General features: G+C 38.2%; 21 protein-coding genes. 7 read left to right on the plus strand and 14 right to left on the minus strand.

Going from position 1 to position 26,292, the window contains the following annotated elements:
* Positions 1-234: 234 nt before the first annotated feature.
* From IGI47_RS01415 to dnaA, 13 genes are all read right to left on the minus strand, one after another.
* On the minus strand, positions 235-1,527 hold the full coding sequence (locus tag IGI47_RS01415) for an adenylosuccinate synthase (RefSeq protein WP_438783120.1): 1,293 nt from the start codon (positions 1,525-1,527) through the stop codon (positions 235-237).
* Positions 1,528-2,056: 529 nt separating this feature from the next.
* A complete protein-coding gene (gene dnaB, locus IGI47_RS01420; RefSeq protein WP_005875816.1) occupies positions 2,057-3,424 on the minus strand; it encodes a replicative DNA helicase in 1,368 nt (455 codons plus the stop codon).
* 626 nt (positions 3,425-4,050) lie between these two features.
* The gene (gene rplI / locus IGI47_RS01425) at positions 4,051-4,503 is read right to left on the minus strand and encodes a 50S ribosomal protein L9 (protein WP_005875813.1); all 453 of its coding nucleotides are present in this window, start codon (positions 4,501-4,503) and stop codon (positions 4,051-4,053) included.
* A gap of 5 nt (positions 4,504-4,508) precedes the next feature.
* On the minus strand, positions 4,509-6,482 hold the full coding sequence (locus IGI47_RS01430; protein ID WP_438783122.1) for a DHH family phosphoesterase: 1,974 nt from the start codon (positions 6,480-6,482) through the stop codon (positions 4,509-4,511).
* 246 nt (positions 6,483-6,728) lie between these two features.
* Entirely contained in the window at positions 6,729-6,965 is a 237-nt protein-coding gene (gene rpsR / locus IGI47_RS01435; protein WP_005875810.1) for a 30S ribosomal protein S18, read from the minus strand.
* A gap of 25 nt (positions 6,966-6,990) precedes the next feature.
* Positions 6,991-7,503, minus strand: coding sequence for a single-stranded DNA-binding protein (ssb, locus tag IGI47_RS01440; protein WP_005875808.1), 513 nt, complete (start codon positions 7,501-7,503; stop codon positions 6,991-6,993).
* A gap of 49 nt (positions 7,504-7,552) precedes the next feature.
* Positions 7,553-7,852 (minus strand): 30S ribosomal protein S6, encoded by a 300-nt coding sequence (gene rpsF / locus IGI47_RS01445; protein ID WP_005875806.1) that lies wholly within the window; start codon positions 7,850-7,852, stop codon positions 7,553-7,555.
* Positions 7,853-8,172: 320 nt separating this feature from the next.
* Complete coding sequence (gene gyrA / locus IGI47_RS01450) at positions 8,173-10,674, minus strand: DNA gyrase subunit A (protein ID WP_438783124.1); 2,502 nt, start codon at positions 10,672-10,674, stop codon at positions 8,173-8,175.
* A gap of 19 nt (positions 10,675-10,693) precedes the next feature.
* Positions 10,694-12,640 carry a DNA topoisomerase (ATP-hydrolyzing) subunit B gene (gene gyrB, locus IGI47_RS01455; protein WP_438783126.1) on the minus strand — a complete coding sequence of 649 codons (1,947 nt, stop codon included), beginning with the start codon at positions 12,638-12,640 and terminating at the stop codon, positions 10,694-10,696.
* A complete protein-coding gene (gene recF, locus IGI47_RS01460; protein WP_005875801.1) occupies positions 12,641-13,762 on the minus strand; it encodes a DNA replication/repair protein RecF in 1,122 nt (373 codons plus the stop codon). It lies immediately after the preceding gene.
* On the minus strand, positions 13,749-13,991 hold the full coding sequence (yaaA, locus tag IGI47_RS01465; protein ID WP_005875799.1) for a S4 domain-containing protein YaaA: 243 nt from the start codon (positions 13,989-13,991) through the stop codon (positions 13,749-13,751). Before yaaA ends, recF begins: the two co-directional genes overlap by 14 nt.
* Positions 13,992-14,207: 216 nt before the next feature.
* Entirely contained in the window at positions 14,208-15,338 is a 1,131-nt protein-coding gene (dnaN, locus tag IGI47_RS01470; RefSeq protein ID WP_311931289.1) for a DNA polymerase III subunit beta, read from the minus strand.
* A 187-nt stretch (positions 15,339-15,525) separates the two neighbouring features.
* Positions 15,526-16,860 (minus strand): chromosomal replication initiator protein DnaA, encoded by a 1,335-nt coding sequence (gene dnaA, locus IGI47_RS01475; protein ID WP_438783128.1) that lies wholly within the window; start codon positions 16,858-16,860, stop codon positions 15,526-15,528.
* 532 nt (positions 16,861-17,392) lie between these two features.
* Here dnaA and rpmH point away from each other — a divergent pair.
* The 4 genes from rpmH (at position 17,393) to jag (ending at position 19,591) form a co-directional block, all read left to right on the plus strand.
* Entirely contained in the window at positions 17,393-17,527 is a 135-nt protein-coding gene (gene rpmH, locus IGI47_RS01480; RefSeq protein ID WP_002293121.1) for a 50S ribosomal protein L34, read from the plus strand.
* 116 nt (positions 17,528-17,643) lie between these two features.
* Positions 17,644-18,000 (plus strand): ribonuclease P protein component, encoded by a 357-nt coding sequence (rnpA, locus tag IGI47_RS01485; protein ID WP_311931287.1) that lies wholly within the window; start codon positions 17,644-17,646, stop codon positions 17,998-18,000.
* Positions 17,997-18,818 carry a YidC/Oxa1 family membrane protein insertase gene (locus IGI47_RS01490; protein WP_311931286.1) on the plus strand — a complete coding sequence of 274 codons (822 nt, stop codon included), beginning with the start codon at positions 17,997-17,999 and terminating at the stop codon, positions 18,816-18,818. The genes rnpA and IGI47_RS01490 overlap by 4 nt, the downstream gene beginning before the upstream one ends.
* Before the next feature lie 14 nt (positions 18,819-18,832).
* Positions 18,833-19,591: an RNA-binding cell elongation regulator Jag/EloR gene (jag, locus tag IGI47_RS01495; RefSeq protein ID WP_311931285.1), complete on the plus strand. Its 759-nt coding sequence runs from the start codon at positions 18,833-18,835 to the stop codon at positions 19,589-19,591.
* Between the two features lie 187 nt (positions 19,592-19,778).
* Here the strand turns inward: jag and IGI47_RS01500 are convergent, their stop codons facing one another.
* Positions 19,779-20,117: a heavy metal-binding domain-containing protein gene (locus tag IGI47_RS01500; protein ID WP_438783131.1), complete on the minus strand. Its 339-nt coding sequence runs from the start codon at positions 20,115-20,117 to the stop codon at positions 19,779-19,781.
* A 360-nt stretch (positions 20,118-20,477) separates the two neighbouring features.
* Between IGI47_RS01500 and IGI47_RS01505 the strand changes: the two genes are divergently transcribed.
* From IGI47_RS01505 to mnmG, 3 genes are all read left to right on the plus strand, one after another.
* A complete protein-coding gene (locus IGI47_RS01505; protein ID WP_438783133.1) occupies positions 20,478-21,482 on the plus strand; it encodes a hypothetical protein in 1,005 nt (334 codons plus the stop codon).
* Positions 21,483-21,762: 280 nt separating this feature from the next.
* Positions 21,763-23,160: a tRNA uridine-5-carboxymethylaminomethyl(34) synthesis GTPase MnmE gene (mnmE, locus tag IGI47_RS01510; RefSeq protein ID WP_311931282.1), complete on the plus strand. Its 1,398-nt coding sequence runs from the start codon at positions 21,763-21,765 to the stop codon at positions 23,158-23,160.
* A 13-nt stretch (positions 23,161-23,173) separates the two neighbouring features.
* On the plus strand, positions 23,174-25,069 hold the full coding sequence (mnmG, locus tag IGI47_RS01515; RefSeq protein ID WP_438783135.1) for a tRNA uridine-5-carboxymethylaminomethyl(34) synthesis enzyme MnmG: 1,896 nt from the start codon (positions 23,174-23,176) through the stop codon (positions 25,067-25,069).
* Positions 25,070-26,292: the final 1,223 nt, after the last annotated feature.

A 26,292-nucleotide genomic window follows, 5' to 3' on the forward strand; every position in this document is an offset into this window, starting at 1 on the left:
AAATCTCTTGCGTTCAAAATATCTTTAGCTATCTAAAAAGAAAATAATTAATATTCACCCACTCTTTTTGGCCATCTACCGGTGTTCACAGTGAAGAAAACGGCAAAAAAAGGTCGAACACCACAAAAGGACAACAGGTTCTTTCCTGCTTTCATGGTGTTCGACTCTATAGCACATTCGTTCACTCTTTAAGGCACAAGAATGTCCTGTCTCAACGAATGTTACTAAAATGACTTAGATTTGTGCCCAGACGCTTTCTAAGATATTTGTTTGTGTTCGGTCAGGTCCAACTGAGAATGTTGAAATACGGACTCCTACAAGCTCTGAGATACGTCTCACATAGTTACGGGCATTTTCTGGTAGTTCAGCAAGTGTTTTACATGCTGTAATATCTTCAGACCAACCAGGAAGTTCTTCGTATACTGGTTTGCAACGTTTCAATTCTTTCAGGCTTGCTGGGTAATGGTAGATCATTTCTCCATCTAATTCATACGCTGTACAGATTTTTACTGTTTCTAGTCCGCTTAATACATCGATTGAATTCAATGATAGGTTAGTGATTCCTGATACACGTTTTGAATGGCGCATCACGACTGTATCAAACCACCCGACACGACGAGGTCGACCTGTTGTCGTACCATATTCACGACCGACTTCACGGATTTGTTGACCTGTTTCGTCAAATAGTTCTGTTGGGAATGGACCATCTCCTACACGAGAAGTATAAGCTTTACATACACCAACGACTTTATTGATCTTTGAAGGGCCAACGCCACTACCGATCGTTACACCACCAGCTACTGGATTAGAAGAAGTCACAAATGGATACGTTCCTTGATCGATATCCAACATCACGCCTTGGGCACCTTCAAACAAGACACGTTTTCCTGCATCTAGAGCATCATTTAAGATGACTGATGTATCAGTAACATATTGTTTGATTTGTTGGCCATATTCATAGTATTCTTCGAAAATATCCTCAAATACCAATGGTTCAGAATCGAACATCTTCACAAATTGACGATTTTTATCTTCTAAGTTCAAACGCAAACGTTCTTCAAAAATCTCTTTATCTAATAAGTCTACAATACGGATGCCGACACGAGCAGCTTTATCCATATAAGCTGGTCCGATCCCTTTGATCGTTGTACCGATCTTGTTTTCACCTTTTGAATCTTCTTGTAATTGATCCAATTTGATATGGTAAGGCAAAATGACATGCGCACGATCTGAAATACGTAAATTATCTGTCGCTACACCTTTTTCGTGCAAATACGCTAATTCCGTCACTAATGATTTAGGATTCACCACTACGCCATTTCCGATCACACTGATTTTATCTTTATAAAAAATCCCAGAAGGAATCAAATGCAGTTTATAAGTAACACCATTGAATTTGATTGTGTGTCCTGCATTGTCGCCACCTTGGTACCGTGCGATCACCTCAGCATTTTCACTAAGAAAGTCAGTAATCTTTCCTTTCCCTTCGTCGCCCCATTGTGTACCTACTACTACTACAGATGACATCTGAACACCTCGTTTTATATTATTTAATCCTGAATTATTGTATCAATAACTCGCTATTTATTCAACTAAAATCGAATGATACTTTTATTTATTTTATAAAAACGCTTAAAAAACGAACGATAAACGTGTTTGAAAAATTATTCCCTCAAAAGAGTATAGGGAATAACAAAGGCTTGACTTAGAAGATGAACAAATAATGTAGGACAAATTTAAAAGTCAGTTTTGCTACAGACTCTCGAATAAACGGCGTCCACAAGTCAGGCTTTTCGGAAATTTCAAAAAAAAAGAACAATACAAAAAACGTATTGTTCTTTTTTATATCCAATTTTTCAAACCTAAACGACTTTTGTCTCGACCTCATTTTTTCTGCTTTATTTCGCTATTTCGCAACTACTACTGACATTGCAGACTGCTTCATCATAGATCATTTTCTTCATAAATGATGCTCATTGGCTTTGATAGAGATAGGATAGGAATGAAAATCATCTGCTATGACTCCATTTCTTGAAGTGGAACACTTCTGTCTCTTCTAGTATTCTTCTCTTGGTGATAACGACGAAAACTTGTTGTATTCTTTGATGAACAGTAATTCAACAGTTCCTCGGGCACCACTACGGTTTTTTTCGATGATGACTTCGATCACGTTGTCATTTTGCGGTTCAGCGCCGTCATTGTCTTCGCCGCCTTCTCTTTCATAATAATCATCACGGTACAAGAACGCGACGATATCTGCATCTTGTTCGATAGACCCTGATTCCCGAATATCACTTAAAACAGGTCGTTTATCTTGCCGCTGTTCAACCCCACGAGAAAGCTGTGATAATGCGATAACAGGCACTTTCAATTCTTTCGCCAGTTTCTTTAACTGACGGGAAATATCAGAAACTTCTTGTTGACGGTTTTCTCTGCCATTCCCTTCAATCAATTGGAGATAGTCGATCAAGATCAAGCCGAGATTGCCTTTTTCCTGTGCGAGTTTGCGGCACTTTGCGCGTATTTCAGAGATTTTGATCCCAGGGGTATCGTCAATAAAGATATTCGCCCGTGACAAGCTCCCCATCGCAACGATCAGATTGGACCATTCTTCTTCAGAAAGCTGACCTGTACGCAAATGGCTCGCTTCAATCGATCCTTCCGCACAAAGCATCCGATTAACCAGAGATTCTGCCCCCATTTCCAAACTGAAGATAGCTACGGAACGATCCGTTTTGGTACCGACATTTTGTGCGATATTCAATGCAAAAGCCGTTTTCCCGACAGCTGGTCGAGCTGCCAAGATGATCAATTCTTCTGGTTGGAAACCTGCTGTCATCTTATCTAAGCCTTGATAGCCAGTAGGAAGTCCTGTGATTTCTTCGTTGTTTTGTGCTAACTGGTCAATATTTTCGATCGTTGAATTCAAGACTTCTGCGATCGATAAAAATCCGCTCCGGTTTCTTTTTTCGGATACTTCAAGGATGCTACGTTCTGCATCATCTAATATCGATTGGACTTCTTCTCCCTGTTCAAATCCACGAGTAACAATTCCTGTCGCTGTTTGGATCAAATTACGCAACAATGATTTTTCTTCTACGATCTTTGCATAATAAACGATGTTCGCCGCTGTAGGAACAGCCAATGCTAAATCGGAAAGATAACTCAAGCCCCCAGCATCTTCTAATAGATTTCCTTGTTCCAAACGATCTTTGACAGTGACCACATCGATTGCTTCACTGCGATCATTCAATTCGATCATTGTTTCAAAAATGATTTGATGTCCCCGACGATAAAAGTCTTTCGGTTCTATGTACTCCATGGCATCAATGATAGTTTCAGCATCTAAAAAAACTGACCCTAAAACCGCTTGTTCGGCTTCAATATTTTGCGGTGGAATTCGATCCTGCCACACTTCATTCATACATATCGCTCCTTGTCTTCAATTGCTTCATTTTACAAGAAAATAGTCAAAAAGTCATCCTAAAAAGTGGAAAATTCATTGTGTCTTCACGCGGAAAATCATTCCACTGTATTTGTACGTTGGCTTTATCGTTCAAAAACATTGCCTGTTTCTCTATCCAAATATAAAAGTTTAGTATAGAAGTCTTTCACTCCGAGAAATGACTAGGGATTTTGAGAAATCGTCTTTCCTATTTTGTGATTTCAGGTTATTTTTGAAGGTGCTACTTCTTGTTTAATCATGTTTAGAGAATGTGGGACAAATCTAACAATCAGTTTTGCCACAGACTCTAATTCTGAATAAACGGCGGACAAAAGCCAGTTTTTTCGGAAATTTCAAAAAAAAACGAGCATGGGACAAAAGTAAGAAACACTTTTGTCCCATTCTTTAAAAACGAATAAACGGTGGGAGCAGAAGCAACTCCTTCTTAAATAAGCCGAAATTCACAAAAATTTGAAAAGCAATTTTCGTGAATTTTTTCTTATTTCTCGGAGTTAAACACTTCTGTCCCAACCTCGTTTTTTTCTCCAATTTATCAAACCTAAACGACTTTTGTCTCGACCTCTCTCATAATTGATTTTACTAACTTATTCTTGTACAACGTGTACTTTGATCGTTGCTGTCACTTCATGATGCAATTTGACTGGTACATTCGTGTAACCTAATGTACGGATTGGATTTTCTAGTTCGATCTTACGTTTATCTAGTTTCACTTTGTACTGTTTGTTCAATCCTTCTGCGATTTGTTTAGAAGGAATTGAGCCGAATAAACGGCTGTCTTCTCCGGCTTTTGCTTTTAATTCAACAACCGTATCTTCTTTTTCTAAAAACTCTTTCAGTTTTTTTGCTTCTTCTAAAATTTCTGCTTCATATTTTTCTTGTGCTTTTTTCTGACCAGCTAATTGGCTGATGCTGCTTTTTGTTGCTTCTTTTGCTAGATTGTTTTTTAATAGATAATTTTGAGCATATCCTGTCGGAACTTCTTTTACATCACCTTTTTTTCCTTTACCTTTTACATCTTGTAAGAAAATGACTTTCATAGTAATTACTCCTTATCATATAGTTGATTCATATTCTCGTTGATTACAGCTAACAAACGCTGTTTGGTTTCTTCAACTGTGACATTTTCCAATTGCGTAGCAGCATTCGTGAAATGTCCACCGCCACCTAGCGACTCCATGATCAATTGCACGTTGATCGTGCCCGTACTGCGTGCACTGATACCGACTAATCCATCCGTTCGTTTCGTAATAACGAATGCCCCATTGATATTGATCATTGATAAAAGTGTGTCCGCTGTTTTTGCGGCTATGACACTATTATACTCTTTTTCATCTGTCCCTGTCGCTACCACAATATCTGATGTCACATACTCACTTTGGGCAATCAAATCACTGATCTCCAAGTAAGTTTCTAAATCTGAACTCAATAAATATTGTACTAGGGAAGTGTCAGCTCCACAAGCCTTTAAATAGCTTGCTACATCAAAAGTTCGAGCGGTCGTCCGTACATTGAAACTATTCGTATCGACCGTCATCCCAGCAAGCAACAATGTAGCTTCAAACCGATCTAAACGATTGGCTCGACTACTTTGATACTGAATTAGCTCTGTGACTAATTCTGAAGCTGAAGAAGCTGAGGATTCAATGTACGTCAATAATGGTTTAGTTGGGAATTCTTCCCCACGTCGATGATGATCGATGATCACGATCTTATCAAACTGCTCATAAAGGCTCTGAGAGATCGATAGAGAAGGTTTATGGTAGTCGACCATCACAAGTAAGTCCTCGTCTTTTTTCAGCTCCATCGCTCGTTTAGGCGAGATCAATTGTGCTTCCAAATCTGGATGTTTATGGATTTCTTCCAAACAACGTTCAACGTCTGGAATAATTTCTGTTTCATCTATGACCACATAAGCTTTTTTCTGATTAAAGCGTGCTAAACAACTCACGCCAAATGCTGAGCCAATCGCATCCATATCTGGAAACTTATGACCCATGATAAATACATCGCCTGTTTCATCAAAAATTCTTCGTAAAGCCGTACTCATCGCTCTTGATCTCACCCGTGTCCGCTTCACTGTTTTTGCTGATCTTCCACCGTAATAGACTGGTTTCGCTCCTTCACGCATCTCTTTGACGACAACTTGGTCGCCCCCTCTAACTAGCGCTACATCCAGATTGTTTTGTGCTTCTGCACCAATTTCATCGAGTGGATCTTGACCATACGCAATCCCCATACTAAGAGTGATCGGCAGATTTTGTTTCTCCGCTTCTTCACGTAAGCGATCCAGCAAATCAAATTTCTTATCCATCATTTTCTTTAGCACATTCAATTGAGTGAAAAAGAAAAAACGTTCTGAATTGATTCGTTTAAAGAAAACATGGTACTCATTCATCCAATCTGAAACCAACGTTGTCACAAAAGAATTCAGGTAAGAAATTTCTTTGTCGTCCAGTTTATCGATCGCATCGGCGTAGTTGTCGATCGATAGTATGCCAATTACCGGCTGGCTGTTGGTTTGGTGCAGTTTCAGTAATTGTGTTTGCGTGACATCACTAAAATAGACTACACCCTTAACAGTATCTAAATCGAATTGAAATGTTTTATCCGCTAAGTATAGCTGATTCTTTTTCTTTTCTTTTGCAGCAAAAAACGCATCCAGTAGTTCATCTTCTGATAACGCACTTTGATCCTTGATCCCTAATGCAAAAGGATTCATCCAATCGATTTTTTGAGTCATCGGCTGGTAAGAAATGATCCCAACTGGCATGATCTCTGAAACATAAGCTAAGTGTGTTTCGGCAACCGTTGAAGCTTGTTGGATCTTTTCACGATTTCGCAGTGTCAGCCAGCGTTTCACTTTCAGCCAGTAGCGAAGCCACAAGATATTCAAAACTAAAACAACCAAAGCGCTAACAAACCGAAATGGCATAAATAAGATAACCAGTACTTCGATTAATATGAATAAAATAATGAAGAGAGGTCTAGGGGTTAAGTTTGTATTTTCTTTTTCCATCGTCTTCCTCCCATACTTGATTAGTTTAATTTTACCATAACTTTCGTCATTCAAGTGATTAAACAAATGGGCAAGGATTTTTTTCTAATTTTAGTATGTTTAAACAATCTGATTTTTATATCGCTTGTCCTTTAAGGCAAAAGTGTACAGAAAAGCGATCATTTGTAGTTGAATCGAGGCTCTTTACTAAAATTTCAGGGGCAAAAAAAGACAACAGTCTTAGCGACTGTCGTCTGATTTTCATTCTTAGTCTTCGCTTACGAAAGGTAGTAAGCCCATGATACGTGCGCGTTTGATAGCAATCGTAATTTTACGTTGATTCTTAGCACCAGTACCTGTTACACGACGTGGCAAAATTTTACCGCGTTCTGAGATAAATCTTTTTAGTAATTCAATATCTTTATAATCGATATATTCAATATGGTTAGCAGCGATATAGTCTACTTTACGACGTTTACGTCCGCCTCTTCTTTGTTGTGCCATTCTATTTCCCTCCTATCAAATTCGTTTAGAATGGTAAATCATCGTCTGAAATGTCGATCGTTGAACTTGAGCCAAATGGATCAGAATTATCACGATCAAAATCAGGCATACCGTTGGATGATTGAGATGTTTGATTATAGTTATTACTTCCGCCAAAATTATTTGCCGATTGACCAGAACTTTGAGAACCGCCGCTTTGTTGACGATTTTCAGATGCAGAACGACTTTCCAATAATTGGAAATTTTCAGCAACTACTTCTGTTACATATACACGTTGTCCTTGTTGATTATCATAAGAACGAGTTTGGATACGTCCGGTAACACCTAAAAGGGTACCTTTGCGAGCATAGTTTGCTAATGTTTCTGCTGATTTACGCCAAATCACACAGTTGATAAAGTCAGCCTCACGATTGCCGTTTTGGCTAGTAAAATTACGATTGACAGCTAAAGTGAACGTTGCAACTGCAGTGCCACTTGATGTATATCGTAAATCTGGATCTTTCGTTAGACGTCCAACTAGTACAACATTATTAATCAAAATTGTCATCTCCTCTCATCGTTTTCCATTGTTCCACATGAAACAATGATTAAGCTTCTTCTTTAACAATCATGTGACGAATAATATCGTCGTTGATTTTAGCAAGACGGTCAAATTCATTGACAGCAGCTGCTGATGATGGAGAAGTTACTTTAACGATGTGATAGATACCTTCACGGTAACCGTTCATTTCATACGCTAAACGGCGTTTTTCCCAATCTTTAGATTCGATAACTTCAGCTCCGTTATCTTTTAAGATTGTATCGAAACGTTCGATTAAAGCAGTTTTTGCTTCTTCATCAATGTTTGGACGAATAATATACATGATTTCATATTTCGTATTTTCCATTGATATTCACCTCCCTATGGACTTTCGGCTCTTAGGTTCCCAAGAGCAAGGAGAGTTTTCTAATAAATTAGACTACTCACAATCCTTGATTATACACGAAATAAACAGTTAAAGCAAGAGGCCAAAAAGAAAAAGAGCGTGGGACAAAAGTAAGAAACACTTTTGTCCCATTCTCTAAAAACGAATAAACGGTGGGAGCAGAAGCAACTCCTTCTTAAATAAGCCGAAATTCACAAAAATTTGAAAAGCAATTTCCGTTAATTTCTTCTTATTTCTCGGAGTTAAACACTTCTGTCCCAACCTCTTTTTCATCTCGGTGATTATTCCTCCGATTGATCGTCCGTTGTTTCCGTTGATGCATCTACTTCTTCACTTGTAGCCTCTTCTGGACTTTCAGGTTCGACGGTTGCCATCGTTACTACTTTCGTATCAGCTTCCATCTTGATCAAACGTACCCCTAAAGTTGCACGTCCTGTTTGAGAAACAGTTGCTACGTTGAAACGAATGATGACCCCTTTATCAGTGATCAACATGATGTCTTCATCTCCAACCACAGTCGCTAGACCAGCTAATGGACCATTTTTTTCTGTGATATTGGCTGTTTTGATTCCTTTACCACCACGACCTTTTACTGGATACTCAGAAACTTTTGTTCGTTTGCCATACCCTTTTTCTGTGATAATCAGTACTTCGTGATCTTCATTCATCAAAGCTGCACCGACCACATAATCTTCTTCACGTAAACGGATCCCTCTCACACCTGAAGCTGTACGTCCCATATCGCGAACGGCTTCTTCAGAGAATGTTACAGAATACCCATTATGTGTACCAATGATAATATTGGAGCGACCATCCGTTAGCAGAACATTGACTAATTCATCATCTTCTTTCAAACCGATCGCAATCAAGCCATTGCTTCTGATATTAGCGAATGCCGTCACAGTGGTTCGTTTTACCGTTCCTTGGCGCGTTGTAAAGAATAGATAATGTCCTTCTTCTGCTTGCCCAGTTACAGCGATGATTGCTTGGATCTTTTCGCTGGAATCGATTCCCAATAGATTGATGATCGGAATCCCTTTGGCTGTACGGCCATATTCTGGTATTTCATAACCTTTTGCACGATATACTTTTCCGTTGTTTGTGAAGAAAAGCAATGTATCATGGGTCGAACAAGAAACCAGATTCTTGACGAAGTCGTCATTGTGGACACCCATCCCTTGGACACCGCGACCGCCACGACGTTGTGCTCGGAATTCGTTATTTGCTAATCGTTTGATATACCCATTATTTGTTAGTGTGATCACGATTTCTTCTTCTTCGATCAAGTCTTCGTCTTCCAGACTCAATACTTCGCCTACCAATAATTCCGTACGGCGTTTGTCACCAAAACGTTGGTTCAAGTCTGCCAATTCTGTTTTGATGATATCAGTTACCCGTTCTGGACGAGCAAGAATATCTGTTAAATCCGTAATCAGTTTTAATAATTCTTGGTATTCATTTTCGATTTTTTCACGTTCCAAACCTGTCAAGCGGCGTAAACGCATGTCTAAAATCGCTTGTGCTTGACGATCTGAAAGTTTGAATCGTTCGATCATCGTTGTTTTTGCTTCATCATCTGATTTAGAGCCACGGATGATCGCAATGATTTCGTCAATATGGTCTAAAGCAATACGTAAACCTTCTAGAATATGAGCACGTGCTTCGGCTTTTTCTTTTTCGAAAATCGTACGACGTGTAATCACTTCACGTTGATGTTCAACATAGTTTTCAAGGATTTGCTTCAAGCTTAATACTTTAGGAACACCCTTTTCGATGGCTAACATATTGAAACCAAATGAATTTTGTAAAGAAGTCAATTTATACAAATTATTTAGAATAACTGATGCACTTGCATCACGACGAACGTCGATGACGATCTGCATGCCTTCACGAGAAGATTCATCACGCAAATCAGTGATTCCTTCGATCCGTTTATCTCTGTGTAATTCAGAGATACGTTCGATCAATTTGGCTTTATTGACCATATATGGTAGTTCCGTCACGAGGATACGTTCTTTACCGTTTGGCATCTCTGTGATCTCCACTTTCGCACGAACTGTAATTGATCCTTTACCTGTTTCGTAGGCACGACGGATACCTGATTTACCCATAACTAAACCGCCTGTTGGGAAATCTGGACCAGGAAGTACTTCCATCAATTCATTCGTTGTTACATCTGGATTTTCCATCAACAAGTCAATAGCCGCCACGACTTCTGACAAATTATGAGGTGGAATATTCGTTGCCATCCCTACGGCAATACCAGTTGTTCCATTTACCAAAAGGTTAGGAAAGCGAGCTGGTAACACAACAGGTTCTTTTTCTGTATCATCATAGTTGCTTTGGAAATCGACTGTATTTTTATTGATATCACGGAGCATCTCTGTGGCGATTTTGCTCATACGCGCTTCGGTATAACGCATCGCAGCAGCTCCATCTCCATCGACTGAACCAAAGTTTCCGTGACCGTCTACCAACATGTAGCGGTAACTAAATGGCTGTGCCATACGGACCATTGATTCATAGATCGCACTATCACCGTGGGGATGATACTTACCCATGACATCCCCAACGATTCTGGCTGATTTTTTATGTGCTTTATCTGGCGTCACACCTAATTCATTCATTCCGTATAAGATACGGCGGTGAACAGGCTTCAAGCCGTCTCGAACATCCGGTAGTGCACGAGCTACAATAACACTCATCGCATAATCGATGAAGGAGTCTTTCATTTCGCTAGTTAGATTGACATCATGGATGTTCTCTCTGATTTCTTCACTCATCTTTATTCCTCCTTCATGATTAAATATCTAAGTTTTTCACGTAATGGGCATTTTCTTCAATGAACGCACGGCGTGGTTCAACACGGTCACCCATCAGCATTTCGAAAATCTGATCAGCTGCAATTGCATCATCCACGCTGACGCGAGCCATCATTCGATTGCTAGGGTCCATCGTTGTTTCCCATAATTGATGATCGTCCATTTCTCCCAAGCCTTTGTAACGCTGTACACTAGGTTTTGGTGTCGCTGGTAAAGAAGCAACAACTTCTTTCAAATCTTCTTCAGCAGTTTTACCTGGCTGAACGTACGTAATTTTTTTCCCTTGTTTTACGCCATACAATGGTGGTTGCGCAATATAAACATATCCTGCTTCCACGATAGGTCGCATATAACGATAAAATAGTGTCAACAGTAATGTCCGAATATGTGCGCCATCGACATCGGCATCCGTCATGATAACTAATTTATGGTAACGGGCTTTAGAAACATCAAAATCTTCTCCAAAACCGGTGCCCATCGCTGTAAATAAAGAACGGATTTCTTCATTCGCTAAAATTTTGTCCATGCTGGCTTTTTCAACATTCAGGATTTTCCCGCGGATCGGTAAAATCGCTTGGAATTCACGATTTCGTCCTTGTTTTGCAGAACCACCGGCAGAATCTCCTTCGACGATGAATAATTCACATTTTTCAGGATCATTACTTGAGCAATCGGCCAATTTACCTGGCAGATTACTGATTTCCAACGCACCTTTTCGTCTTGTCACTTCTCTTGCACGTTTAGCAGCTAAGCGGGCTTTAGAAGCCAATAATCCTTTTTCGATGATTTGGCGTCCGACACTTGGATTTTCTAACAAGAACTTCATGAAGTGCTCGCTGAATAAACGGTCAGTTACAGTACGAACTTCTGAATTTCCCAGTTTTGTTTTGGTTTGTCCTTCAAATTGGGGATCGGGATGCTTGATAGAAATGACTGCTGTCAAGCCTTCTCTTACATCTTCTCCTGTCAAATTATCATCATTTTCTTTCATCAGCTTTTGTTTACGCGCATAATCGTTGATGACACGAGTCAATGCTGTTTTGAACCCAGATTCATGGGTCCCGCCTTCATATGTGTGGATATTGTTCGCGAAACTCATGATGTTGGAATGGTACCCATCGGTATATTGCATCGAAACTTCGACCGTGATATCTTGCTGTTCGCCTTCTAAATAAACAGGCTCTGGAAAGATCACTGTCTTATTGGCATTTAAATATTCGACATAACTCTTGATCCCACCGTCATAATGGTATTCTTTCACTACAGGTGTTTCTTCACGTCTGTCTTCGATTGAGATGTGCATGCCGCGATTCAAGAAAGCTAATTCACGAATACGAGTAGCTAATTTATTAAAATCGAAAACAGTTGTTTCTGTAAAAATTTCCGGGTCTGGAATAAAGTGGACAGTTGTTCCGTGACGGTCACTTTGTTCAATGATTTTTAGATCATCAACGACTGCACCACGACGATATTGTTGGTAATAAACATTGCCGTCCTTATAAACTTTTACATCTAATTGTGACGATAACGCATTAACAACGGATGAACCAACGCCATGAAGTCCACCAGATACTTTATATCCTCCTCCGCCAAATTTCCCCCCTGCATGAAGCACGGTAAAAACAGTTTCTACAGCAGGACGACCCGTTTTTGCCTGGATATCCACAGGAATCCCGCGGCCATCGTCAACTACAGTGATGCTGTTATCTTCTTCAATAATGACTCCAATCTTAGTAGCAAATCCCGCTAACACTTCATCGATCGAATTATCGACGATTTCCCATACCAAGTGATGTAATCCTTCAGAACTAGTAGATCCGATGTACATTCCTGGACGTTTTCGAACGGCTTCTAATCCTTCAAGGACTTGAATCTGACTGGCATCATATTCTTTAGCGCGTTCAATTAAACTTCTCTCATCTGTCATTTAACTTTCTTCTCCTTCTATTTTTCCTTGCTGAACATAAAAAATCTCAGGTTCAACGGTCATTTTATTTTTTACATGATCAAGTGTGGTTGTTGTCAAGAAAGTTTGGACTTTACCTTCAATCGTTTCTAGCAAGTGCAGTTGGCGATTATCATCTAATTCACTCATCACATCATCAAGCAAGAGAATTGGATATTCCCCTGTTTCTTCTTTGATCAAGTCGATTTCAGCTAATTTGACGCTCAAAGCTGTGGTTCGCTGTTGTCCTTGAGACCCATAATTCTGCACGTTTTTTTGATTGACGAAAAAAGAAAGGTCATCACGATGGGGCCCTATCGTTGTTGTCCCTCGAAACAAATCTTTCTTTTTATTCTGATCTAGCAATGCCAAAAACTGTGTTTGGATCTCTTCTTGTGTTTGTGAATGCAAAGAAGAAATCGCTGTTACGTATTCAATCTCTAATTGTTCTTTTTGATGGGTGATTTGTTGATGCAACGTGTTTGCCCAAAACTCTAATCGCTGAACAAATTGCGCACGAGCTTTCAAGATTTTACTGCCAAATTCAGCTAACTGCTCAGATAAAATATCTAAGTAAAGTAGATCTGTTTGCTTTTTTTCGTTCAATTGTTTTAAATATTGGTTTCTTTGTTTTAAGATCCCTTGATATTGAACCAGATCATAAAGATAGATCGGATTGATTTGTCCTAATTCCATATCAAGAAATTTTCGTCTTATCTGAGGACTACCTTTGACTAGAGAAAGGTCTTCCGGTGCAAATAAGATGACGTTCAATTGTCCAACATAACTGCTTAACTTCTTTTGCTCGATATGATTGATTTTTGTTTTGCGCCCTTTTTTTGAAAGTAAGATTTCTAGAGGGATTTTAGATGTACCTTTCGTGATTTCTCCTTGAATCAATGCTTGGTCATCATTCCAACCGATCAATTCTTGTTCACTACTTGTACGATGACTTCTAGTCATAGCTAAAACATAAATACTTTCCAAAAGATTCGTCTTTCCTTGCGCATTTTCACCTAAGAAAATGACGAGATTTTTCGAAAACTCTATTTGTAATTCCTGATAGTTACGATAATTTTTTAAATAGAGCTTATTCAGCCTCATTATCTTTTTTCCCTTTTTTTACCATAAAAAAAGTTCCTACTTCTGGAACTTCAACCATCATACCGGGATAAAGTTTTCGTCCGCGGCGATTCTCAGGTTCGCCATCTACTAAGACAGTGTTCTCAGCTAAATACCATTTTGCTTGTCCACCACTGCTGATCACCGTGACTTCTTTTAGCATTTGACCCAACGTCATAAATTCTGTTTTTAGAATGACTTGTTGTTTCACTCTTCATCCCTCATTTTCATTATAAATGTATACTCTATTATACCTTTTTTTGATCAATAAAACAAATTTATCCATATATTTTTCCATATAAGACGATTTAAGCAAAAAAAGGTGTTTTAAACAAAAAGAAACAAAAAGCCTTAAAATTGATTTTAGGGCTTTTTGCTTCTTTTCTATTTCTTTTCATCTAATTTTTCAATCTATCAAGAAAGTTGCTTAATTTGTACGTACAGGTGTGATCAATTGGATAAATTGAACACCGTCTTCTGTTGGTTCTAAAGTAAATGGACGAATAGAAGAAATAAATTTCACTTTGATACTCATATCGCCAAAAGCACGCAATGCAGCTTTCATGTAATCAGGGTTAAAGGAGATCTCTAAAGGATCGCCACTACTTGTCACATAGTTCAAACTTTCTTCGACTTTACCAATTTCAGGAGAATTTCCATAAAGAACAACAGAATCTGAAGTGATAGATAGACGAACGATGTTGTTACGTCCTTCATGTGACAATAAAGAAGCACGTTCGATCGCTGCTAAGAAGCTAGGTACTGAAAATTCAACTTCTGTATTGAAACTTGAAGGAATCAAACGATTCGTATCAGGGTAGTTCCCTTCTAACAAGCGTGAATAAAAGTACATATTTTCTGTTTTGAACAGTACTTGATTTTCCATGATGCTGATTTCAACGATTTCCTCTTCATTTGTTAGTGAACGAGAAAGTTCCGTTAAACTTTTACCAGGAATGACAATATCGAATTGATCTACTGCTTGTTCAACTGGGATCACTCGTTGGCTCAACCGATGTGAGTCTGTTGCGACAGCTAACAAAGAATTGCCTTCTAAAATAAAATGGACCCCAGTAAGAATTGGGCGACTTTCATGTTGTGAAACGGCAAAAACTGTTTCGTTGATCAGTTTCGTCAAGACATGCACAGGTAATTTCATTTGGTTATGACTTTCTACTACCGGTAGATGTGGGTAATTGTCTGCATCTAATCCATTGACTAAAAAGTTGGCTTTACCTGAAGTGATCGCCACTTGTTTATTTTCTAAAACTTCTAAAGTGAATGTCTCTTCTGGTAAACGGCGAATGATCTCACTAAAGAAACGAGCTTGTAAAACAATTGATCCAGTAGATTCAATTTGCATTTGTGCTTTTTCATTTTCGACCGATAAAAATGTTTCGATTGAAATATCTGCATTGCTACCAGTTAACGTCAATCCTTCTTGTGTCAGAGTGATTTTGACCCCTGTCAAAATGGGAATAGTTGTTTTACTTGATATAGCTCGTTGAACAGTTTGCAACTCTTGCATAAAACTTGCTCGATTTAAGGTAACTTTCATGATGTTTCTCCTTTAGACATGTATTTATTATTAGTTAATATAAAATAATAAAAGTATTAGGTACTGTTGATTCTGTGGAAAACTAAAAAAATGCAAGAAAGAAAAGAAAAAACAGCTGTGGAAAAGGTGTGCATAACTTTTTTGTTTTTTTCACTTTTATCCACAAAGCGTTTTTCCTTTGGTTTGATTAATTTAAAAGAAAATTTTTGATTTCCGATACTTCATTTTGCATGCTTACGCTTGAATCAACTAAGTGTTGGATTTTTTCGTGCGCATGGATGACTGTGGTGTGATCTTTTCCGCCAAATTCGGCTCCGATTTTTGGCAGCGAACTGTCAGTCAACTCTCTTGCTAGATACATTGCGATTTGACGTGGGACAACGATCGATTTCACTCGTTTTTTCCCTTTTAGATCCTTTAATTGAATATGGTAATACTTTGCAACCTCTTCTTGGATCTGTAGGATCGAAAGTTGCGGGTGTCCTTTGCCAGATTTCAGTGTTTTCAGTGCATCAGCAGCTAAACTTGTTGAAATATCTTCACTATTCATCGCAGCAAATGCTTGGACACGCACCAGAGCTCCTTCTAATTCACGGATATTCGAATCGATTTGGCCCGCGATATAACTTAACGTATCGTCGGGGATCTCTAATCGTTCAGCAGCGGCTTTCTTTCTCAAAATCGCTGTTCGTGTTTCTAGATCAGGTGGCGTGATGTCAACGGAAAGCCCCCATGCAAAGCGTGATACTAAACGTTCTTGCAGTTTTGGTATCTCGTTTGGCAAGCGATCACTTGTTAGAACGATCTGCTTTCCTTCGTTGTAAAGTGCATTGAATGTATGGAAAAATTCTTCCTGTGTAGCTTCTTTTTCTGCAAAGAATTGAATGTCATCAACTAATAAAAGATCAACGTTTCGGTATTCTTGACGAAACTCTTCTGCTGTTTTGTTCTGGATCGAGTTGATGAAATCATTCGCAAATGTTTCACTACTAACGTATTTGACCTTCGCATCAGGTTGGCTCAACAGCATCTGATGACCAATTGCATGCATCAAATGGGTCTTACCAAGACCAACGCCTCCATAAAAGAATAACGGGTTGTAAATAGAGCCCGGATCTTCTGCAACGACTAATGCCGCAGCATGCGCCATTTGGTTTCCTTTCCCAATAACAAACGTGTCAAAGGTATATTTAGGATTCAACATCGCTTTTTTTATGGGATTCGCTACAGGTATTTTTGGACTTTGGACTTCTGCAATGATTTCTTGTTCTGCTTCTTCCCCGGTAACAAAACGCGGGATGATCTCTTTACCTGTCAGCATATAACCGACTTCGACGATCTTTGTCGCTAGGTTTTTTTCCCAATATTCTTTATGAATTTTACTAGGAACTTCTACAACTAACTGGCTTTGATCCAACGATCTTGGTTGAGCGGTTTCGATCCAAGTATTATAACTTGCAGGCGATAAATCTTTTTGGTAAGTGGTTTTTAATTCATTCCATAAAGCATCGAGGGATACCATATAAGGCCTCCTCCTTCATTAAAAAGTGAATAACTAGTACTAATTTATCATTTTTCGCTGAAGTTTTCCACAGAAAGAAAAGAAAAAATTTTTATTTTACGTTTATCCACAAAATCAAGAGGTGAATGAGAAGAAAAAAACACAAGTGGGAAAAATAGTTATCCACAAGAGTAATCAACAGGTGGATAAGTGGTATTTTGGAGAAATTCTCCAGAAGTATCTGTGGATAATAAATCTATATTTATCAGATTGTTCAGCAATCAATTCACAAGTTTTTCCCTGTCTGTGGATTACTTTTTTTACAGGTGTTTATTCTGTGTAAAAAGGGCATGGAAAATGTTGTGGATAATTCGTGTGCATAACTTTTTCCACATATAAAACACATTGCAAAAAATAGTTCTGTGGAAAAATAGAATACGTATTTTAACAAGAATCGTTCTATTTTATATTGACAAAATACCTTAGTTGTCGTTATACTATCAAAGTATGTCTGTGTTTAATCAGTAGATAAGAAATTTTGGAGGTGGAATACATGAAAAGAACATACCAACCAAATAAACGTAAACGTCAAAAAGTTCACGGATTCCGTAAACGTATGAGTACTAAAAATGGTCGTCGTGTTTTAGCAAGCCGTCGTCGTAAAGGAAGAAAAGTTCTTTCAGCTTAAGCCACTGGGGTTTCAGTGGTTTTTTTTATATCCTTTTTTGCGAAAGGGTAAAAGAGTCACATGAAATATGGTATGATTATTGACGTAAGTGAGAGATAGAAAAGGAAAGAAAACGAATGAAAAAAGCGTATCGTGTTAAAAAAGAACGAGAATTTCAAGCTGTGTTCCAAACAGGAGCATCATTTGCTAATCGTAAATTTGTTATCTACCGCTTAGAGAAAAAGGGCCAACAGCATTTTCGTGTGGGGCTTTCAGTAGGTAAAAAAGTAGGCAATGCCGTATGTCGCAATGATGTAAAGCGCAAGCTCCGTGCAGCGATTTATTCTTTAAAAGAAGAGATCGACCCGGAATTGGATTTTATTGTGATTGCCAGACCAAGTGTCAAAGGGTTGACTTACGATGAGATTCGTTCCAATCTAGTCCATGTCTTAAAACTTGCAAAAATAATCGATAGAGAGGAAAAGAGTAAGTGAAGAAATACAAACGTTTACTTTTGATGGTAGGGATCATAGGTCTTGCCGTCGTCTTATCCGGTTGTGGAACTGGAGAAGTGAGTGCACAAAGCACAGGAATTTGGGATCGCTACATCGTTTATTATTTTGCAGAAGCGATCAAAGCATTGTCATTTGGTAACGCAGGAATTGGGATCATTTTGTTCACCTTGATCATTCGTGTGATACTGATGCCTTTGATGCATTTTCAGACAAAGAGTATGCGCAAAACGCAAGAACTTCAACCAAAACTGAAAGCATTGCAACAAGAATATAGTTCTAAGGATCCAGATACACAAAGAAAGTTACGTGAAGAGCAACAACGTCTATATGCAGAGAATAATGTGAACCCATATGCAGGTTGTTTACCATTATTAGTACAAATGCCAATCTTGATGGCGTTGTGGCAATCCATTTCACGTGTACCAGAATTAAAACAAGGACACTTTTTATGGTTGAACCTAGGAACTGCTGATCCAACATTTATTTTGCCGATTCTAGCGGCTATCTTTACGTTTGCAAGTACTTATTTAAGTAGTATGAGCCAACTTGAGTCGAATGCGTCAATGAAGATCATGAACTTCGTGATGCCTGTGATGATTTTAGTGATGGGTGTCAATTTAGCCAGTGGTCTTTCATTATATTGGGTAGTCTCAAATGCGTTCCAAGTACTACAAACGCTATTGATCAACAATCCATTTAAAATCAGAAAAGAACGTGAAGAAGAAGCACAACGTATTCGTGAAAAAGAACGAGCAATGAAGAAAGCAATGAATCCTAAGAAAAAACGTAGAAAATAAGGGAGGTAATGCTAATGCCAATTTATGAAGCTGCGACAATAGATGAAGCGGTCCAACTCGGACTGAATGATTTGGGTCTATCAAAAGACAACGTAGAGATCGAGATACTTGATGAAGGTAAAAAAGGATTCTTAGGTCTAGGAAAAAAGAATGCCCGTTTGATGATCAAACCTTCAATCAGTGAAACTGTTTCAGAGACGATCGAAGAAACAGTGGAAGAAGTTTTAGAAGAAAAACCTGAAATAACAGAAATTGTTTACGAAGAAGAATCTCAAGCAGAAGTGCCTAAAAAAGAACTAAGTGAATTAGGTGATGAAGCAGCTTTAACGGAATTAGCAGTTTATCTCACTGAAATTACGAAACAATTGGATGCACTAGCTGTAGTAAAAATCAAGCGAGAAGCAAACATGATCGTTTTTCAATTGGATACTCAAAAACAAGGGCTATTGATCGGGAAACATGGAAAAACGCTGAATGCCTTACAATATTTAGCCCAGGTATTTATTCATCGTGTAGCTGAAAATAAGCTTTCTGTGGTAGTGAATGTAGGCAATTATCGGGAGAAACGCCAAGAAATCATCCAACGACTTGCAGAACGTACAGCGGATAAAGTCAGTCGTACGGGACAACCGGTATTTTTAGAACCAATGCCTGCTTTTGAACGAAAGCAGATCCATGCGGTGTTGAGTAAAAATGAAGCTGTCCAAACTCATTCAGAAGGTGATGAACCTTATCGTTATTTGGTCGTTGAGCCAGTGAAAAAACGCTTGTAACAGAAGGATGATTTCTAGAAATAATGAATACTCGTTGACAAACTTTTTTAAACCAAGTATATTTTACTAGAAATCATTCTTATCGGAGTATACGATGTTCAAGTAGTCTTACTTTGATAGGAAAAGCACATGAAGCCTCGCTTCATGTGCTTTTTTTGCATTAAGATGTACTAATTGTATCAGGTAATCAGCCAATCGTAGTTTGGACAAACTGGATGACCGTTCCGTAGGCAAATAATTCCAAGCACTGTTTTTCGCCACGTGAGCGCTGCTGATAGTCAAAATGACAATTGATCACTGCGTTTGCCCCGTATTCCAGCACTTTCTTTTTTAACTTTCGTTTCGTTGTTAAAAACAGATCTTCAGTATTAAAATTTGGGTAAAACAAGTCAGCTTCAAAGCATTCCACCACAAAAACAATATCACGTACAATATATTTTTGGTTGATATTTCCCGTGGATAACACGACATCATTGATGCGCGGGTCATCTTCACCGTCAAATGAAATAGGATTAAACTGGCCCATAAGTTTCTCCTTTCGATAAAACAAAGTGTAGGTAGATAGCGCTACCATTTTAGTGTACCTTTTTTTTAAAGAAAGATAAAGGAGTATGTAAGAAAGAGCAACGATTACTTCTAGTTAGGGAAAAAATGAATTAAAACTAAAAGAAAATATTACTACACTTTAGAGGATAAAAAGAGGATAAAAAATTTTTTTATCGAAAACACTGAATTGAGGTGATGATTAGTGGGTATTTACGAGTTATTTAGAGAAAGAAAACGGTTAAAACTTATACAATCGGTTGAAAGAAAACGTCAGCGGTACCTAAATAGCGAAGAATACGTGAAAAACATGTGTAGCACGATCATTCAGAATTTAAACCTAATGGGGAATCCAATTCAAGAAAAAATGAAAAAGGTGCCTAATCCCGTGATTGAATTTATGACGACTTACCAACAAGTGTTAGATGTTTACTCAGATAAGTTCCAAGATAGAAATATTCCTCTGTTAAAAGAATCTGTTCAAAAAAGCATGAACAGCTCTGTTGAGACAAAATTAGTGCCTTTTTATTTAAATGAGTTGAAAGAAGATCATCCTGACAGTTTTTTGCTTGTGCCAATAAGTGTTTGTATGAAACTTCCAAATGGAGATGATGGGTATCATGCAGTGGATGTGATTATCAAAAAGATCAGAGGAGATTTTGAAGTTGCTACCTATGATAAAGCACAGATGCGTATAGTTAGCCCTGATAGCCAATCCATTCAAAAAAAATTGAGTGAAGCTGTATACATAGATAGCAAAAAGAAACAGATTACACCGATTTATATCTATAAGATCAAAAATTCACCACAAAAGATCAAGGCAATCACTCAGGCATTGCGTATAGGACGGCTACATCTGAATTGGTTTGAACGAAACGAATTAATAAAAGGACCATTTGAAGAATATCGTCCGCTTCATTTGTTCAGTCGTTGTGCAAAGAAAGAATATCATTCCAATGATCTGGCAACCTCACAATATGTCCAAGATAATTGTATGATCAATAATTTAAATGGTGCAATGAAATATATTTTAGGGGTCAAGAAACAGTTCAAAATAAAAAAACAAATATTTTATAAATCAAGTATTCCTAATTTATCTAATGGAGATTTCAAAAAAGAATTGACTCATTTAGCGATAGTTCATTTGAAAAACAGTGGAGCTTCTAGTAAAACATTAAAAATACTGCAACAGGCACTAGTGACATACCTAGATGAAAAAGGTAAACGTACCGAAGTACTTCAGCAAGAAAAAATTTCTTATAAACTAAAAAAAGGAAAAGAGACGCACCATGCGTGGCTACAAAAAACACTAAGGTCACAAGAGTTAAAGATAGAGCAATCTCGGTAATGAAAGAGAACGACTCAAGAAATAGCCCACTTCCATGTTGAGAAAAAAGTGAAAAGAATCAGCTAAGATAAATCAGGTAAAGTTTACCCAAAAACATGAAAGTCCTAGTAAAGATAAAGCCAGTATCCGATTAAAAACCCTTGATTCCTTCTATTAGATGTGATAACCTATGACCAGAATTTAATCGAGAACAAGCAGTCAAAGTGCTAAGTTCACCATTTATTACAAAGGGTGAAGTGGGCGCTTTTTTTGTGCGTAAAATGAAAGAGGAAGTGAGAAAATGGCTGAAATTACTTTAGAATTTGATACGATTGCTGCAATTTCGACTCCACCTGGAGAAGGCGCCATCAGTATTGTCCGCCTCAGCGGAGATCAAGCAGTAGCGTTAGCAGATAAAGTATATCGTTGTGGAAAGAAAAGTTTACTTGAAGTCCCAAGTCATACTATTCATTATGGGCATATCGTTGATCCTAAAAATGAACAGTTAGTTGATGAAGTCATGGTTTCTGTCATGTTAGCACCCAAAACATTTACTCGTGAAGATGTGGTAGAAATCAATTGCCACGGCGGAATCGTTGTAGTAAACCAAATTTTACAATTGTTGTTGCGTGAAGGCGCAAGACTTGCAGAACCTGGTGAATTTACAAAGCGGGCATTTTTGAATGGGCGTGTCGATCTATCGCAAGCCGAAGCCGTGATGGATCTGATTCGTGCGAAAACCGATAAAGCAATGGGCTTAGCTTTGAACCAGCTGGATGGAAATCTATCTGCGTTGATTCGTTCGTTACGACAAGAAATTTTAGAGACATTAGCACAAGTCGAAGTCAATATTGATTATCCTGAATATGATGATGTAGAAGAACTAACTACGAAACTATTATTGGAAAAAGCCACGATGATCCAAGAAAGAATCCAAGCATTGTTAGCGACCTCTAAACAAGGTAAAGTTCTCCGTGAAGGGTTAAGTACGGCGATCATTGGTAGACCAAATGTAGGAAAATCTAGTCTCTTGAATCACTTATTACGTGAAGAAAAGGCAATCGTCACTGATATTGCAGGAACGACTAGAGATGTCATTGAAGAGTATGTCAATGTTCGCGGGGTACCATTGAAACTGATCGATACAGCTGGCATTCGTGAAACAGAAGATGTTGTGGAACGAATTGGTGTAGAACGAAGCCGCAAAGCGCTTGCTGAATCAGATTTGATTTTATTAGTCTTGAATCAAAGCGAACCGTTAACGAGAGAAGATGAACAGCTGCTAGAGGTCACTAAGGGCTTGAAGCGGATTATTCTTTTAAATAAAACGGATCTACCACCAAAATTAGAAACAGAAAAACTTGAACAATGGGTAGAAAATGAACCAGTTTTTGCCGTTTCTGTGACTAAAAATGATGGTTTGGATCGTTTAGAAACAGCAATTTCTGATTTATTCTTTGGTGGTCAAACGGGAGAACGTGATGCGACATATGTGTCAAATACGCGTCACATTGCTTTGCTTGAAAAAGCAGCTATTTCATTAGAGGAAGTCATCGAGGGCATCGCTGCTGGTATGCCTGTAGACTTAGTACAAATCGACATGACTCGCTGTTGGGATTACTTAGGTGAAGTAGTCGGAGACAGTGTACAAGATGAACTGATTACTCAATTATTTAGTCAATTTTGTTTAGGAAAATAAGGAGGAAAATCTTTTGAATCATTATCAAGCAGATGCTTATGACGTGATCGTCGTCGGTGCTGGACATGCGGGATCTGAAGCCGCATTAGCCGCAGCAAGAATGGGCTCAAAAACATTACTATTAACGATCAATTTGGATATGGTTGCTTTTATGCCATGTAATCCATCCGTTGGTGGACCTGCCAAAGGAGTAGTCGTCCGCGAAATCGATGCATTAGGCGGAGAAATGGGTAAAAATATCGATAAAACCTATATTCAAATGCGTATGTTGAATACTGGGAAGGGACCAGCTGTCAGAGCATTGCGTGCGCAAGCTGACAAACATGCCTATTCCGCAGAAATGAAACATACGATCGAAAAAGAACCAAATTTGACCTTACGTCAAGGTATTGTCGAAGAATTGATCGTTGAAGACGGTATTTGTCGTGGTGTCATTACATCTACTGGGGCGAGTTATCGTGCGCAAGCTGTCGTTATCACTGCTGGAACAGCTCTACGTGGCGAAATCATCATTGGAGAATTGAAATATTCTTCTGGTCCTAATAACTCTCAACCTTCTGTTGGATTAGCGAATAATTTGAAAGAGCTTGGCTTTGCCATTGAACGGTTCAAAACAGGAACACCGCCACGTGTCAAATCAAGCACGATCGATTATTCAGTCACAGAAGAGCAATCAGGTGACAAGGAACCCAATCATTTTAGTTTCAGTACACCTGACAGTGCATATAATTTAGATCAAGAGTCTTGCTGGCTAACTTATACTGGAGAAACGACCCACCAGATCATCCGAGACAACTTACATCGTGCGCCGATGTTTACTGGGATCGTAGAAGGTGTGGGCGCACGCTATTGTCCATCAATCGAAGATAAGATCGTTCGTTTTGCTGACAAGCCACGTCATCAATTATTCTTGGAACCAGAAGGATTGCATACGGAAGAAGTCTATGTACAAGGATTATCAACTTCTTTGCCAGAAGATGTCCAAGTAGATGTGTTACATTCGATTGCTGGTTTGGAAAAAGTAGAGATGATGCGCACCGGTTATGCGATCGAATATGATGTCGTTGAACCACACCAATTACGTCCAACACTAGAAACAAAAGTCGTTGAAAATCTTTACACGGCCGGACAAACAAATGGAACAAGTGGCTACGAAGAAGCAGCTGGACAAGGCTTGATCGCTGGGATCAATGCCGCATTGAAAGTGCAAGGAAAAGAACCATTGGTAATCAAACGAAGTGATGGTTATATCGGTGTGATGATCGATGATTTAGTCACAAAAGGAACAAATGAACCTTATCGTTTATTGACTTCTCGTGCAGAATACCGTTTGCTTTTACGTCATGATAACGCGGATCTACGTCTCACTGAAATGGGCTACCAAGTAGGTTTAGTCAAAGAAGCCCAATACAATGCATATTTGAAAAAGAAAGCTGCTGTTGAAGAAGAAATCAAGCGTTTGATGAGCGTTCGTATCAAACCAACAGAAGAAGTTCAAGCTTTCTTAGCAACAATCAATGCGGCCCCATTAAAAGATGGTGTTTTAGCAAGTGATTTCTTAAGACGACCAGAAATCAGCTACCAGGATCTATTACAGTTTATTCCTGCTAATGAAGCATTGACATGCAAAGAAATCGAACAAGCAGAAATCCAGATTAAATATGAAGGATACATCAAAAAGGCACTTGAAAAAGTAGAAAAACTGAAACGGATGGAAGCTAAAAAGATACCAGAAAATATTGATTATGCAGCCATCAATGGCTTAGCCACTGAGGCAAAACAAAAACTGCAAAAGATCCAACCTGAAACGATTGCACAAGCAAGTCGAATCAGTGGAGTCAATCCAGCTGATTTAAGTATTTTGATGGTCTACATCGAACAAGGGAAGATTGCGAAAGTTGAAGCGTAATGTAGTGGTACGAAAGGACTTATGTTAAAAAATGAGTCCTTTTAGTATGTGATGATGTGACAATCACTCATGAAAATGGAGATAACACATACCGGGCTAAAGCTACGTTAGACAATGGGAGTGCAATAAATATAAATATTGAATACTATCCCAAGAAAGATCGTGTATATGTAGAAATACCATATACCGAGGTGTTAATGTTAAACTAATTTAAATTTATTATGTATACCGTCTGAATAGAAACTCCCAAAGGTGCAAATTCACTAGGGAGTTTTTATAGTTTCCATCGTATAAGTGGAAATATCAACTATGATGATGGTTAAGGAAAATTTGGAAAGCAGCTTATTTTTTATTTTGTAGGATTGATGATAATTAGTTTAGCCGATGGCAGTTTTCTGTCGAAGTATTTTTTGATAAACAAGACAAAGATTTACTGGGTACTGTTAGCCGACAGATAAGTTAGCAGAAGAAAGTCAGTTTAAAATAGAGTATAAAAAATGTACGAAATAACTTTAAATGGTGATACTCTATTAAGTTTAAGATCGAGAATATAAAGTCTAGTGAAGAGATAGATTTCATCTATATTACTGGTAAGGACAGAGATATTTCAACTGATCACCAGTGTATAAAATATCAAAAAAAGTGACCAAATTTGAGGTTAGGTTACATGTAAAAAAAATGATTTTAGTAATTAGGAATACCTGCGGCTATGGAATATTGATTTAGTGAGAAAAAGTAAAGTTGGTTAATTCTTCGTGAATTTTTGTGTAGTTATATAGAGGTGGTAGTTATGAAAAAATGTATTAGTAATTCTATGTATTTTCACTATTTTCAGTCTTTCTACTTATGGTGATTTTACAAGTATGACATCGCTAGGAGTTGAGTACAAGGAAATTCACGCCTGCTGTGGTCCGACAATTAAATGAGCAATATCAAATAGCCGTATCCAAACTAAAGGATATGGCTATTTTTGTGTTAGGGATATACGTCATGTAAGATGATGAGTTGATTCCACTTGAGAATGAATTGAGGTAAACGAGAAGAGTTAAGAAAATTGTACGATTCAAAGATGGTAGTAAAGTGGAAGTGTAGAAAATAGGGATAGATATCTTTTATTTGTTCACATTTTATAACGAAGTATTTAAGATAGCTATTGAATAATGTTTCCTCCACATTTTTCATTTATTTACCCCACCCCGTTGTTATATGACCGTATCTCAAGA

The sequence above is a fragment of the Enterococcus sp. AZ191 genome (genome assembly GCF_051713845.1).
Classification (GTDB): domain Bacteria; phylum Bacillota; class Bacilli; order Lactobacillales; family Enterococcaceae; genus Enterococcus_B; species Enterococcus_B durans.